At 58.4% G+C, this 13,518-nt stretch carries 12 protein-coding genes; 11 read left to right on the forward strand and 1 reads right to left on the reverse strand.

The features are described from left to right. Positions 1–6 precede the first annotated feature (6 nt). Positions 7–1,038, forward strand: coding sequence for an NADP-dependent oxidoreductase (locus tag ACORQT_RS15130; protein ID WP_164057362.1), 1,032 nt, complete (start codon positions 7–9; stop codon positions 1,036–1,038). 35 nt (positions 1,039–1,073) lie between these two features. Here the strand turns inward: ACORQT_RS15130 and pcp are convergent, their stop codons facing one another. After that, complete coding sequence (pcp, locus tag ACORQT_RS15135; RefSeq protein ID WP_069100035.1) at positions 1,074–1,721, reverse strand: pyroglutamyl-peptidase I; 648 nt, start codon at positions 1,719–1,721, stop codon at positions 1,074–1,076. A 97-nt stretch (positions 1,722–1,818) separates the two neighbouring features. Here pcp and ACORQT_RS15140 point away from each other — a divergent pair, with 97 nt between their 5' ends. The 10 genes from ACORQT_RS15140 (at position 1,819) to tssK (ending at position 13,501) form a co-directional block, all read left to right on the forward strand. Next, positions 1,819–2,751, forward strand: coding sequence for a LysR family transcriptional regulator (locus ACORQT_RS15140; protein ID WP_033643541.1), 933 nt, complete (start codon positions 1,819–1,821; stop codon positions 2,749–2,751). Positions 2,752–3,264: 513 nt separating this feature from the next. Continuing rightward, positions 3,265–5,637: a type VI secretion system Vgr family protein gene (locus ACORQT_RS15145; RefSeq protein ID WP_232091367.1), complete on the forward strand. Its 2,373-nt coding sequence runs from the start codon at positions 3,265–3,267 to the stop codon at positions 5,635–5,637. Between the two features lie 13 nt (positions 5,638–5,650). Next, complete coding sequence (locus ACORQT_RS15150) at positions 5,651–6,136, forward strand: hypothetical protein (RefSeq protein WP_033650855.1); 486 nt, start codon at positions 5,651–5,653, stop codon at positions 6,134–6,136. 197 nt (positions 6,137–6,333) lie between these two features. Then, positions 6,334–8,865 (forward strand): DUF2169 family type VI secretion system accessory protein, encoded by a 2,532-nt coding sequence (locus ACORQT_RS15155; protein WP_042784879.1) that lies wholly within the window; start codon positions 6,334–6,336, stop codon positions 8,863–8,865. Next, positions 8,862–9,929 (forward strand): pentapeptide repeat-containing protein, encoded by a 1,068-nt coding sequence (locus ACORQT_RS15160; RefSeq protein ID WP_033650853.1) that lies wholly within the window; start codon positions 8,862–8,864, stop codon positions 9,927–9,929. Before ACORQT_RS15155 ends, ACORQT_RS15160 begins: the two co-directional genes overlap by 4 nt. A gap of 30 nt (positions 9,930–9,959) precedes the next feature. Further along, positions 9,960–10,595, forward strand: coding sequence for a DUF3540 domain-containing protein (locus ACORQT_RS15165; protein ID WP_033650852.1), 636 nt, complete (start codon positions 9,960–9,962; stop codon positions 10,593–10,595). Between the two features lie 17 nt (positions 10,596–10,612). Then, positions 10,613–11,005, forward strand: coding sequence for a DUF4150 domain-containing protein (locus tag ACORQT_RS15170; RefSeq protein WP_033643549.1), 393 nt, complete (start codon positions 10,613–10,615; stop codon positions 11,003–11,005). Between the two features lie 48 nt (positions 11,006–11,053). Further along, a complete protein-coding gene (gene tagV / locus ACORQT_RS15175; RefSeq protein WP_033643550.1) occupies positions 11,054–11,554 on the forward strand; it encodes a type VI secretion system accessory protein TagV in 501 nt (166 codons plus the stop codon). A 29-nt stretch (positions 11,555–11,583) separates the two neighbouring features. Then, the gene (gene tssJ / locus ACORQT_RS15180; protein WP_033643551.1) at positions 11,584–12,114 is read left to right on the forward strand and encodes a type VI secretion system lipoprotein TssJ; all 531 of its coding nucleotides are present in this window, start codon (positions 11,584–11,586) and stop codon (positions 12,112–12,114) included. A gap of 40 nt (positions 12,115–12,154) precedes the next feature. Then, positions 12,155–13,501: a type VI secretion system baseplate subunit TssK gene (tssK, locus tag ACORQT_RS15185; protein WP_042785741.1), complete on the forward strand. Its 1,347-nt coding sequence runs from the start codon at positions 12,155–12,157 to the stop codon at positions 13,499–13,501. The last annotated feature ends 17 nt before the right edge of the window (positions 13,502–13,518 follow it).

Below are 13,518 nucleotides of genomic sequence, written 5' to 3' on the forward strand. Positions count from 1 at the left end.
CTTTCGATGTCCCCTTCTCAACAGAACCGCCGCTTTCTGCTGGCCTCGCGTCCGCACGGCGAACCGACGGCGGCGAATTTCCGCCTCGACACGGTCGCCGTGCCACAACCCGAGGCCGGCCAACTGCTGCTGCGCACCGTATATCTGTCGTTGGATCCTTATATGCGCGGACGCATGAGCGATGCTCCCTCCTACGCGCCACCGGTGGAGATCGGCCAGGTCATGGTGGGCGGAACGGTCTCTCGCGTGGCGGCCTCACAGCATCCCGATTTCAACGTCGGCGATTGGGTATTGGGCTATGACGGTTGGCAGGATTACGCGCTGTCCGACGGCAGCGGCCTGCGCAATCTCGGCCCACACTTGCCGCACCCTTCCCGCTTGCTCGGCGTGCTGGGCATGCCCGGTTTTACCGCTTACATGGGGTTGCTCGATATCGGCCAACCGCAGGCGGGTGAAACGCTGGTGGTCGCCGCCGCCAGCGGCGCGGTCGGTTCAGTGGTCGGCCAAGTCGGCAAACTGAAAGGCTGCCGCGTCGTCGGCGTTGCCGGCGGTGCGGACAAATGCCGCTATGTGGTGGAAGAGTTGGGTTTCGACGCCTGTATCGATCACCGCGCCCCCGACTTTGCCGAACAGCTGGCCGCCGCCTGTCCGCAGGGCATCGACATCTATTATGAGAACGTCGGCGGTGCCGTATTCGACGCCGTGTTGCCGCTGTTGAACGCCAAAGCGCGCATTCCGGTCTGCGGCATCATCGCCCATTACAATGCCACCGGGTTACCCGCCGGGCCGGACCGCTTACCGCTGCTGGAAGGGCTGATCTTGCGTAAACGTATCCGTATGCAGGGCTTTATCATCTTCGACGATTACGGTTCACGCTTTGATGAATTCCTGCAACAGATGAGCAGTTGGGTCGAGCAAGGAAAGATCAAGTTCCGCGAGGACATCGTCGATGGGCTGGAGCAGGCGCCGCAGGCCTTTATCGGCCTGCTGCAGGGCAAAAACTTCGGCAAACTGGTGATCCGCGTCGCTGACGAATAACGCGCATCAGGGCGTGGCGCGCCACGCCCTGCTTGTCAATGCACGGCACCGTCGCCGAATTGCACATCCTCCTCTACCGTGAGCGTCACCTGCACGAGAGTGCGCACCGCTTCCACCATCGTCGCCAGCGCCATACTCGGCTTGCCCGGATGCACCGCCGCCAGTTCATGGCTGTACGGAATGTGCACGAATCCGCCCCTGGCCCGCGAATGCTGAGTCTCCAGATAGTGACGCAGACCATAAAAAATATGGTTGCAGTTATAGGTGCCCGCCGTGTAAGAAACGCCCGCCGGGATCCCCTGCCGGCGCAGTTGCTGCACCGCGGCCTTGACGGGCAGCGTACTGAAATAGCCCACCGGCCCGCCGGCAACCACCGGCACGTCAATCGGCTGTTTACCTGCATTGTCGGGAATGCGGGCATCGATCAAATTGATGGCTACCCGTTCCAGGGATATTTCGGCCCGGCCGCCGGCCAGCCCCAGACAGATCACCGCCAGCGGCTGCAATGCCTCAATCGCCGCGATCAGCTGCTGGTTGGCCACGCCCAATACGCACGGCAACTCGAGCACCGCGATCTCCGCGCCGGCGATACGCTCTCCGGCCAATGCCTGCGCGACCTGCCAGGAAGGGTTCACCGCGTCACCGTCGAACGGCTCAATGCCGGTGATTAACACTTTGTTCATCATTTCCCCTGATTGAAGGCTAAATACGTGTGCTACCAGCCTAGGGAACGCTGTAAGATTCTGGAAATGGATTATCTTTATATAGAGTATTCATAAAATGAATTTAGCCAACGTCGATCTCAATTTACTGGTGGTGTTTGAAGCGCTGTATCAGACTCGTAACGTCACCGCCGCAGGCCGGCGTCTTAACCGCGCGCAACCTTCCGTCAGCAATGCATTGGCGCGACTGCGCATTCTGCTCAACGATCCGCTGTTTGTCCGCAGCGGCGGCGGCATGGCGCCCACGCCGCGCGCCCACCAGCTTATGCCGCAGATACAGCGGGTGCTTGAGCAAATCCATCTCGCGCTGGCGCCCCCTGCTCGTTTCGATCCGGCCACCGCCGGGCAACGGCGTTTTACGCTGGCCGCCGGCGACTATGCCGATATCTTGCTGCTGCCCGCCATCATCAGCCGTTTGCGTCAGGCGGCCCCCGGCATCGATATTCGCGTTTCGCGTCTGGATCGCCGCAATATTTACCGTCAGTTGGATAGCGGGGAGGTGGATGTCGCGCTGGGAGGGCATCTTTCCGGGGCGGAAAGTCACTATGTGCGCACGTTGTTTGAAGAGCATCTGGTCTGTATCGCCAGCCGTTCACACCCGCAATTGGCGGATGGCCGCTGGGATCTGGCCCGCTACCTCAGCCTGCCGCACGGGCTGTACGCGCCGGCTGACGACGGCTCCGCCAGAGGCTTGGTCGACCGCCGCCTGGCGGAAATCGGCGGCCAGCGGCGCGTCGCCGTGACCTTTTCACACATTGTCGCCCTGCCGGCGGTGGTCGCCGACAGCGATCTGATCGCCACCCTGGCCGCCAGCGTGGCCCGGCGTTTTTCCGATCCGCAACGCGTACGCATTCTCCCGCTGCCTGAGGAGTTGGCCATCGCGCCTTTCCCCATTGAGCTGATCGCCGGCCGACAGGCGCAACGCGACCCGGCCTTAATCTGGCTCTGTGACCTGATAAGCCGACTTTCCCTCGATCCCCTTCCGCGCTAACCGCATCAATTGCTGCTTTATCAACCATTCAGACTCACCGTCGGAGGCCCGCACCGCGGGCTTTTCACGCCGACCAAATAGGAATCATCCGAATTAACATTCGGTAAATTTATATATTTGATCATCTTTAACTAACGAATGGTAAGGATAAAAAATACTCAGTGACTTTTTTCACGGAAAAAAAGAGTTGTTTTATAAACACGTTGACTTAAGTGTTACAGATTTATTATTTGGTATTACCATTTTCCCAATAATTTGGGATAAAAAAAGATCTGCTTGTATCTATATGTTTTAGATAATAAAAAAGCAGATCGTGAGCGAGTTAACGAATTGAGCATTGATCCACAAGGCTATTTTGCAAATGCAGAGCTCTATTGTAGACTGCACAAATCGTGCCTTTGTGTAAACTTTGTTAAATCTTTCGTCAGCCCCTGTCTCAATTCGTGACAGATACGCCATCGGGATCGCGCGTCAAATCTCGTGCGGTAGCTATGCCTAAACCGGGGATATAGTATGGATCGCCTTATCATTGCGCACACGCCTTTGCCCGCCCATCAGCTGTTGTTCAGAAGCCTTTCCGGTGTGGAAAGACTGGCCGGGCTGTTCGAGTTCGACGTCGAGCTGCTCAGCCCTGACAATCGCCTCGATCTGAAATCGCTGCTGGGACAAAAAATCACGCTGGAGCTGCGGGGCAACCCGATGGCCCCGCGTTATCTCAACGGCAATATCACGCGTATGACCCTCTCCGGACGAGAAGCCGGCGGCAACCGCTACTATATCTACCGCGCCGTGCTGCGCCCCACGCTGTGGTACCTGACGCAAAACCGCGATTTTCGCATCTATCAGGAAAAGACCGTTCCCGACATCCTGACCCAGGTGCTGGGGCAGTATCAGGTGAAGATCGATAACCGTCTGAGTTACGACTACCGCATCTGGGGGTACTGCGTGCAGTACCAGGAGAGCGATTTCGATTTCATCAGTCGTCTGATGGAACATGAAGGCATCTATTACTATTTCACGCACCAGCAGGACGGCCATACGCTGGTGCTGGCCGACGCGCCGGCGGCGCATCAGGAACTCGCCGGCTATGCCAGCATCCCCTATCAGCTCGCGGAAGGCGGTCTGGTGGAAAACAAGGACAGCATCAACAGCTGGAGCGTCTCGGACGCCATCACGCCCAGCCTGTATAGCCTGGATGACTACGATTTTCGTAAACCGCGCGCACGGTTGCTGGAGGCCCGGCAGAATCCCGCCTCGTTCGCACAGGACAAAGCCGAGGTGTTCGACTGGCCCGGGCGTTATACCGATCACGCCCACGGCCAGTTTTATGTCAAGGTGCGCCAACAGGAGTTCGAAGCGCAGCATGAGCAGATGAGCGGGGAAGGCAGTTCGCAGGGCATTGCGCCCGGCTACCGTTTTCAGCTGATCCAGGCGCCGCGCATGGAAGACAACCGCGCCTATCTGGTGGTCAGCGCGCGTTACTTCATGCAGGAAAACAGCTACGCCAGCAACGATAACGACGTTGGCGAGCAACATACCGAATTTCAGGTGGTGCCGGCGGACATCAACTGGCGCCCGGCGCGCACCACTCCCTGGCCGAAAACCCATGGCCCGCAGACCGCCGAAGTGGTTGGCCCGGAAGGCGAAAGCATCTGGACCGATAAATATGGCCGGGTGAAACTCAAGTTCCGTTGGGATCGCCACGGCAGCGGCAATGAAACCAGCTCCTGCTGGGTGCGCGTCTCCAGCGCCTGGGCCGGCTGGAAATACGGCGGGATCCAAATCCCGCGCGTGGGTGAGGAAGTGGTGGTCGACTTTATCAACGGCGATCCGGATCGCCCCATCATCACCGGCCGCGTTTACAACGAAGACAGCATGCCGCCCTGGGATCTGCCCGGCGACGCCACCAAAATGGGCTTTATGAGCCGCAGCAAAGGCGGCGGCGTCGACAACGCCAGCTTCCTGTTCCTGGAAGACTCGCCCGGCAACGAATCTTTCGACATGCACGCCGAACGCAACATGAACATGACGGTGGAAAACGACAAGAACGTCAATATTGACGGCAGTCGTTTCACCCGCATCGGCAAGACCCAAGACCATCAGGTTATCGGCAATGCAACTTTCCTCTTCGGATCAATGCGTAATACCACCGTGACAGGACCTGAAACCGCCACTTTTAACAGTGGGCAACAGGTGGGGATCAAAGCCGGGCGTAAATTCACCATTCACGACGGCGGCGATAACGTCAACATCACCGGCGATCAAACCATTCTGCTGAAGGGCAGTCGCCACCATACGATTGAAAACAAGCAGACCCAACTGATTAAGCAAGGCCAAGACACCACCATCGAGCAATATGGCCAGTCCACGAAAATCGAAACCGGCGATAAGAAGCTGGAGATTATCAGCGGAAACCAGAGCACCAAATTGGCGGGCGGCAACAAGAGCCTCGATATCACCGGCAACCTGACCTCCACCGTCAGCGGCGAAGAAACGCGCTCTCAGAATAAATTAACCGTCACCACCGCCACAGACTACGTGCAGAAAGCATCGAAGATTAAGATCGCCACTGTCGATGGCGAAGGCCCCAGTGGATCGGATATTTACATCCACGGCAACAAGGTGACGGTAAAAAGCGACAGCGAGCACATTATCATCCGCCCCAAGAACATGACCTGGACCAAGTGGTTGGATGTCGGCATCAAGACTGGCGCGGCATTCTCCATTACCGGCGGGCTGACCGTCGATGTTAAAACCGCAGCAGTAGTGAAGTTCGAACCTCAGTTCATCTTGTATAAGAAAGGTCCGGAAGCCGATTTCAACGATCTGAAAATGACTTATTGTTCCATTAGGCTCGCGATTGCGATCCTGACATCTATTTCATAAGGAAAGCGTCACGATGGGTTCGTTTATTGACTTTGCGACACAGGACAGTCTCTGGGGTAAAATCGTCTTTACCCTGTTCGGCATTTTGGTGGGTGGCGTGCTGATCGCCGCGATTTGCAAAAATATTTTGCCGGCAAATAAACCTCTGTCTTTCCCTGCACGTCTGCTCATCTTTGTCGTGCTGATGCTAGCGCTCCTTAAATACAACCAGTACGTGATGTCGGCGGTGAATTACCCTGCAGAGTTGATCGGTTTCCTAATCCTTCCCGGTTTCCTGATGGTGTACTTGGGCGTCACCACTCCCGGCGGCGCGCTGTCCCTGATGGGAGAGCTTGGATGCTTCGCTTTGCTCGCCGCGTTGCTGGTGTTGGCATCCGCCGCAGTAGGTTTCTTCGCCCCCTATCACCTGGAGAGCGCGGTGCAATTTGCAGCCAAGGCAATCGCTGCCGCGCTGTCCGTAGCGACAGTCCTGCTGGTTCGCAAAGGGCTATCTATATAACTATTTATAATCACTTGCATTTTTATCTTACTCGTCGTTTTTATTTGGGGAGCGTTACCTTCCCCTGAATCCAACCGCGGGTGAATATTTTCATCTGATGTGACTTTGCCTGATATCCAATAAAGCGAAAAACGGGATTGTTTTTGTGCGGCGCAACATGTTGCCCGCAGGTATCTACCGGAAGCCTTGCACACACAATGAAAGTCGTAAAACCTTTGCGTCTGAGCACGCTTCATCGCCCCTACCGTTGGCAGGGGGAAAATTATCTGGGCGTTTCCGTTTTGGCGTTAGCCGACATGGGGGCGTCCCCACGTCTGCGCCCCGAGCCTGAACTATGGCAACTCGCCAGCGAAGAGCTGACCTTGAGCGGCGGCGTGCTCGATCTCGCCTTTCCTAAAGCCTGTGCAGAATTTCTTGCCACCGGCTACGCCTATACCCATCATCAAGCTGATAAAACCGCTTGTGCGGTTAAAATCCAGTTGGATACGCTGGAGAAAACGCTGGTGGTCTTCGGCGATCGTCACTGGATCAATGATCGCCCCTCATCCCCACTCCCCTTTGATGAAATGCGTCTGGATTGGAGCCGCGCTTTCGGCGGCCCGCAATGGGTTGAAAACCCGCACGGCCTTGGCGCTAACCCAGAAACACTTCCACGGGGTTCTCGCTGTCCCCTCCCCAATATCGAACCGCTGCACAATCGACTGAGCTCGCCGCGCCAGACTGCGCTCCCCGTCAGCTTTGACGCGTTGGACATCAATTGGCCACGCCGTTTCAGCCGCATCGGCAAAAAATACGACGCCAACTGGCTGCAAAATGAGTTCCCAGGGCTGGCCAGCGATACTGATTGGCGCCTGTTTAATATGGCGGATCACGATCAGCAATGGCCGCAGCGTGATGCACTTCCGAGCGGCGCCACCTATCGTATTTGGAACATGCATCCGCAGATCCCCTGCCAACAAGGACAGCTACCAACGTGGATAGCCCGCTGCTTTATCAACCGGCTGCGACACGGCGAACCCGAGATCGAAGAAATCGCCATGCGGCACACGACAGTCTGGTTCTTTCCGCATCGCCAACAGATGTTGTTGATTTATCACGGCAGCGTACGTATTGACGAAGACGACGCCGCTGACGTTTTGCACCTTATGCCGGCGTTAGAACTGTCCGGTGCCGCTCGCTCAGCCAATCATTATCGCAAGGTATTGCGCCAACGCAGCGATACCGAGAAAGGCGGTTTATTCGCCTTTCGCGAAAAAGAGCTGGTGCCTGAATCGGCCATCGGCCCCTGGTTGGATACGAAGCAAACGACAGAAGAAAGCCCGGCGGTGCGCAACCTCACTCGTTATCAGCAGCACCTGCAACAACACTATCGCGATCGCCGACTCTCGGAAGGTCAGGACATCGATGAAGCACTTCCCCCGACGGAACGCCCCGCATTGGATGAGTTGCCCGACTATGTCGAGCGTCTTGAACAGGAGGCTGAGCAAAGACAACAGGCTCTGTATGACGAACTGCGGGCCCAGGGGGTTGATCCGCAAAGCGTCGTCGAGGCGCCGCCGTCAAGCAGCGGGCATGAAAATTTCCAGCAGATGCGGGATCTGCTCTACCAACATAGCGATCCCGCCGATCGTCGCCGCCTGGAAGAACAGGAACAAGCGCTGTATCAGGCCTACCTGATGACCGCACAATCACAAGGCCCTGCGCTGCGGCTGAGTGGCGACTTAGCGACGATCATACGTAACCGCGCGATGGCCACCCAACGCGGCGATAAAAACTTTAGCGGTATCGATCTGACCGGCGCCGATCTTTCCGGTTTGGATCTCACCGGTGCAGACTTCAGCCGTTGTCTGCTGGAAAACGCCAATTTCAGCGGTTGCCGTCTCGACCATGCTAATTTTGAACAAGCGATGTTGGCGCGTGCAGACTTCACCGGCGCCCGCCTGCAAGGGGCTAACCTGAATCACGCCTCCCTGGCGTTGGCTCACTGTGAGAACGCTGACTTTTCTCATGCAACCCTGGTGGAAACCAATATTCAGGAAACGCTGTTCAAAAACTGCAATTTCACGGGAAGCAGACTGGAGCAGTTGGCGGGATACCGCACTTTTATGACGCAATGCAATTTCTCCCAGGCCACGCTCTGCGTCATCACGATGATGGCTTTGACATTGAGCCAGCTGAAATTTCATCAAGCCAAGCTGGAGAAAGTGACGTTCATTCGCTGCCAACTCGAAGGGTTCGACTTCAGTCATGCTCGGCTTGATACCTGTTCGTTGGTCGAAACCCGTGCGGAAGGCTGCTCATTTCAGGGGGCCAGACTGCAAACATGCTCTTTTGTCGCACAGAGCGCGATGCCCAGAGCGAACTTCAGCGAAGCGACGCTCAAGCAATGCAATTTGCGTCAGTTACCGCTGCATCAGGCCTGTTTTCGTCTTGCACGGATTGATAACAGCGACTTCTCCGGGGCCCAGCTCACTGCCGCCAACCTGCAGAAAGCGAACGGCAATGGCAGCTTGTTCATCCGCTGCGACTTCAGCAACGCCGATCTGACTAACGCCAGTTTTGTCAGTGCAGTGATGCAAAAAAGCCTGTTCAGCGGCGCCGATTTACGCGGCGCTAATTTGTTCCGCGCCGACCTGTCGCAATCGCGGATTGACGGCTCAACAAAAATTGATGGTGCTTATACCCGACAAACAAAAACGCTGCCTCGCACCGTTCAGGAGAAATTATGACGCTTGAAGCAGAAAGCGTTCGGCAGCAAATAGAGCGCGGTGAACCTCTGCAGGAATGTGACATCAGCCATTTGGATCTGCGCGGTTGGGACCTGTCCGGCGTAATTTTTTCACGAGTCAATCTGCAAGGTATAGATTTCAGCGGATGCAATCTGCAGGAGACCACCTTCAGTGAATGCTGTCTGGATCGGTGCTGTTTCGCCCGGCAAACCTTGCATCAGACCACCTTCAATCAGTGCGCCCTGGCGGGGGCCGACTTCACAGAGTGCCGGCTGGAACAAAGCATTTTCAATGAATGTCGGCTTAACGATGCCAGTTTCAAGCAGGCCGTGCTCGACCAAACGCAATTTATGCGCTGCCCACTCGAATGCGGTGATTTTGGCGCGTCAATCCAGGATCGCGTGACCTTTTACGAAACGGCATTACAGCAGGTTAACCTGGCTCAAAGTCAGTTGTCACTTGTCACCTTCTTTCGTCTTGACCTTCGTAGTACTGATTTAAAAGGCTGTTCGTTCGACCGCGTCACGTTTTTCGAATGCGACCATCGCGGCAAAAGTTACGCCGGGCAGCGCCTGATCGCCTGCCAGTTTACCGATAACCAATTGGACGACGTCGACTTCAGCCAGGCGACGCTGCGCCAAAGCAACTTCAAGGGCGCTTCGCTGCGGCGTGCCAACCTGACGGGCGTGCAGGCGCAGCAGTCGCTGTGGCTGGAGGCCAACCTGACTCAGGCGCAGTGCCGCAGCGGGCAATTCGATCAGGCGATTTTCAGCGAAGCGACGCTGGACGCCGCCAACTTCAACCAGGCGCGTCTGTATCAGGGCGTGTTCCAGCACAGTCGCGCGGCGCGCTGTGATTTCAGCGACAGCGACCTGACCTACGCCGATTTTTGTTATGCCGACATCGGCGCCGCCGATTTCCGGCGTGCGCGCTTCATGCGTACCCGCATGCACCGCGCCCACCAGCAGCAAACGCGCTGGGGCGACCGCAGCGGCATTCTCGAGCGCGACGAAGAGCTGTACGCCGCCGAAATCTGGAGCGCACAGCGCCAGAGCCGCATTTGAACGTATTGACCACTTCACGAGGGGATCACCATGAGCGTTGTCAACACTACTCGCGCCGTCAACATCGCGCCGCCCCAGCAGGCCGCCGGCCAGGTCGTCAACCTGTTGCCGGACGGCAGCCTGGTGGTGGAATGTGAAGGCCGCGGCTGGCATTGCCGCCGTGCGGCCAGCTGCCTGCTGACGCCGGCCCTCGGCGATAGCGTGCTGGTCGCCGGTTGCGGCCACCAGCTGTGGGCGATCGCCGTCCTCGAGCGCGCGGAACCGCAAAACGCGGCGCGGCTGAGCGTCGAAGGCGATCTGCACATTGAAACGCTGCACGGCTCGCTGTCGCTGCACGGCGCGCAGGCGCTGAACCTGAGCGGCGACGCCATGACCCTGCAAGCGAACAGCGGCGACTGCCACGTCGACAAGATGAAATACAGCGGCGAAGAGCTCTCGGCTTTCGTCAGCATCAGCCGCCTGGTCGGCAAACGCTGCGAGTCACTGTGGCATTCGGTCAGCCAGATCAGCCACTCGCTGTTTCGCAAAGTGCGCCAGACCGAGCACGTGCGCGCCGGGCAGCTGGATTATCAGGCGGAAGATTACGCCCGTATTCATGCTCGCAACACGCTGATTACCTCGAAAGACATCACCAAGCTGGATTCGGAACAGATCCACGTCGGATAACCTTGCGGAGGCCTTTTATGTTTGCCAACAGCCAAATGATCGGCGTGGACCTGGCGTTTCCCGACGTCTGTCTGACGCCAAGCCCGGCGCCGGTGCCCATTCCCTACCCGGATATCGCCCTGGCGCCGACCGCCATCCCGAACGCGTTCAACATTCTGTTCGTCGGCACCCCGGCGCACAACATGGCGACGGTGACGCCACTGACCAACGGCGACAACCCCGGCGTGGCCACCGGCGTCGCTTCCGGCACGGTGATGGGGCCGTCCCGCCACCTGACCGGCGCCTTTACCGTGCTGCTCAAAGGCACCCCGGCCACCCGGCTGACCAGCCTCAGCCTGCAGAACTCCACCAACGCGCTCGGCATGCGCATCGTGCCGAGCCAATTAAAAGTGTTGCTGCTTGCGCCCTGATGACGGCGCTTTATTACACAGCCATTCAATCAAGAAAAAGAGGACATTGTGAAAACACGGATTACCCTGACGTTGTTGACCGCCCTGACGCTTGCCGGTTGCTCCACCCCACCGCCACCGCCGCCGGCGCTCAATAACGACGCCATCGTCAGCAGTGAAGTCAACGGCGTCACGCTAAAGCACCGCGCCGCGGTGAGCGCGCCGAAACAGTTCAAACCGATCGGTGAGGAGTACCGCAGCCTGTACGCCGCCAGCATCATGAGCAGCCCGAATTATACCGGCACCGCCGTCGGCAGCCTGGACAACGCCGCCGCGTTCTACGCGCTGGGCGAAGTGGAAAACAACTGGCTGGCGATCTCCGCCATCCGCGGCGGCGATCTGGTGGGGTATATCCAGGCCAACGCCGGCGTGCCGGAAGCGCGCTACAAAGCGACGCTGCGCAAAGATCTGCCGCGCCGCGCGCGCGCCGCCAAGCAGGACTGCGTTAAAGTCGGCGGCGACAGCAAGGCGTGCAAAAACGCCGGCTCAGCCACCTGGATCCTCCAGTAGTCAGCACGCCTGCGGGCGACGAGATTCCCATGACGACGACCCCTATCGCTTCCCGCTGGTGCGGGATGCTGTTTCTGCTGCTGGGCGCGCTGGCGCTCGGCGGCTGCATGTCTTCCGCGAAAAGCGTGCCGGCGCGTTACAGCCTGGTCTTCGACGCTGACCGCCAGGTCAACGCCGCCGCCGGCGCGCAACCGGCACCGATCAAAATTCGCGTGCTGCTGCTGCGCTCGGATGCGGAATTCATGGAAGCCGACTTTTTCAGTCTGCAAAACGACGCCAAAAGCGTGCTCGGCAACAGTCTGCTGGACAGCGATCAGTTCTTCCTGACGCCGGGCCAGACCGGCAAAAAGCTCGGTGGGCAAAGCACATTGGACGCACGTTACATCGGCGTGATCGCCGAATATCAAAATCTGGACGGCAAGACCTGGCGCATTTCACTGCCGCTGCCGGAACCCACCGAAACCAATTTCTACAAGGTATGGCAATTCTCGCCGGATGAGCTGGAAGCGCATATCGTCGCGGGCGTGAGTGGCCTGCGCCCCGTAAAAAAGGTCGACTGACCTACCGCTGCGCTGAAGCGAAGTAACTATAGGTGTGATGATGAAAGATGCTCATAAGGTTGTCTGGACTGAGGGGATGTTTTTGCGCCCTCACCATTTCCAGCAGGCGGAAAACTATCTCGAAGGCTATATGCGCAACTGGGGCCAGGCCCACAGCGGCTGTTTCTGGGGCTTTCTCACCCTGGATCTGGACCAAACGCTGCTGCGCCAGGGCAAGATCGCGCTCAACGCCGCCAGCGGCATCATGCCCGACGGCACGCCGTTTCGCTTCTCCGGCGCCCAGCAGGCGCCCGCGCCGCTGGCCATCGCCGACAACAAGACCGGTGAAAACGTGGTGCTGGCTCTGCCGACCTATCGCGCGGGGCGTGAAGACGTGATCTTTCAGGAAAGCCCGGAAGCGCTGGCGCGCTATCTGGCTTACGAGACCGAAGTCGACGATCTCAACGCCGTCTCGGTGGGCAGCGCGGCCTTGCAATTCGGTCGCCTGCGCCTGCGGCTGATGCTGGAGAGCGAGCTGAACGCCGAATGGACGGCGCTCAGCGTCACCCGCGTGCTGGAAAAGCGCAGCGACAACAGCCTGCGTCTCGATACGGCGCAAATCCCGCCGATGCTGAACTGTCAGGGCAACCCGGTACTGAAGACCTTCATCAACGATCTGCAGGGTCTGCTGCAACAGCGCAGCCAGCAGATGAGTCAACGCCTGCTGCAACCGGGCCGCGGCGGCAGTTCCGAAATGGTCGATTTCATGCTGCTGCAGCTGATCAACCGCCATCTCGGTCAGGTGAGCCATGCCTACCACCTCGACCATCTGCACCCGGAGCGCCTGTTCGCCGATTGGCTGCAGTTCGCCACCGAACTCGCCAGCTTCTCGGCGCAGCGCACCCCGGAAGGCCGCCTGCCGGTGTATGACCACGACAACCTGGCGCTGTGCTTCGGCAAGCTGATGCTGTTGCTGCGTCAGGGCCTGTCGGTGGTGCTGGAGGACAACGCCATTCAGCTGACGCTGGTCGAGCGCTCCCACGGCCTGAACGTCGCCACCGTGCAAGACGCCAAAATGATGCGCGACTTCGGCTTCGTGCTGGCGGTGCGCGCCGACGTGGCCGCCGAGGTGTTGCTGACCCACTTCCCGGCGCAGATGAAGATCGCCCCGGTCACGCGCATCCGCGATCTGGTGCAGCTGCAGCTGCCGGGCATCGGTCTGCGCACCATGCCCGTCGCGCCGCGTCAGATCCCTTATCACGCCGGCTACACCTATTTCGAGCTGGAAAAAGGCGGCGACCTGTGGAAACAGATGGAAAAATCCAGCGCCTTCGCCCTGCACCTGGCCGGCGAATTTCCGGGGCTGGACATGGAATTTTGGGCGATTCGCAGCCATACGGACCGGTAACCTATGACTCAGGAAAA

The sequence above is a fragment of the Serratia sp. (in: enterobacteria) genome (genome assembly GCF_052400455.1).
Lineage (GTDB): Bacteria > Pseudomonadota > Gammaproteobacteria > Enterobacterales > Enterobacteriaceae > Serratia > Serratia ureilytica.

What these genes read in the sequence shown, in the direction of transcription:
- ACORQT_RS15165 (WP_033650852.1), top strand. Translation starts at nt 9,960, where the DNA reads ATGAGCGTTGTCAACACTACTCGCGCCGTCAACATCGCGCCGCCCCAG.
- tssK (WP_042785741.1), top strand. Translation starts at nt 12,155, where the DNA reads ATGAAAGATGCTCATAAGGTTGTCTGGACTGAGGGGATGTTTTTGCGC.
- ACORQT_RS15150 (WP_033650855.1), top strand. Translation starts at nt 5,651, where the DNA reads ATGGGTTCGTTTATTGACTTTGCGACACAGGACAGTCTCTGGGGTAAA.
- ACORQT_RS15160 (WP_033650853.1), top strand. Translation starts at nt 8,862, where the DNA reads ATGACGCTTGAAGCAGAAAGCGTTCGGCAGCAAATAGAGCGCGGTGAA.
- ACORQT_RS15140 (WP_033643541.1), top strand. Translation starts at nt 1,819, where the DNA reads ATGAATTTAGCCAACGTCGATCTCAATTTACTGGTGGTGTTTGAAGCG.
- ACORQT_RS15145 (WP_232091367.1), top strand. Translation starts at nt 3,265, where the DNA reads ATGGATCGCCTTATCATTGCGCACACGCCTTTGCCCGCCCATCAGCTG.
- ACORQT_RS15130 (WP_164057362.1), top strand. Translation starts at nt 7, where the DNA reads ATGTCCCCTTCTCAACAGAACCGCCGCTTTCTGCTGGCCTCGCGTCCG.
- pcp (WP_069100035.1), bottom strand. Translation starts at nt 1,721, where the DNA reads ATGAACAAAGTGTTAATCACCGGCATTGAGCCGTTCGACGGTGACGCG.
- ACORQT_RS15170 (WP_033643549.1), top strand. Translation starts at nt 10,613, where the DNA reads ATGTTTGCCAACAGCCAAATGATCGGCGTGGACCTGGCGTTTCCCGAC.
- tssJ (WP_033643551.1), top strand. Translation starts at nt 11,584, where the DNA reads ATGACGACGACCCCTATCGCTTCCCGCTGGTGCGGGATGCTGTTTCTG.
- ACORQT_RS15155 (WP_042784879.1), top strand. Translation starts at nt 6,334, where the DNA reads ATGAAAGTCGTAAAACCTTTGCGTCTGAGCACGCTTCATCGCCCCTAC.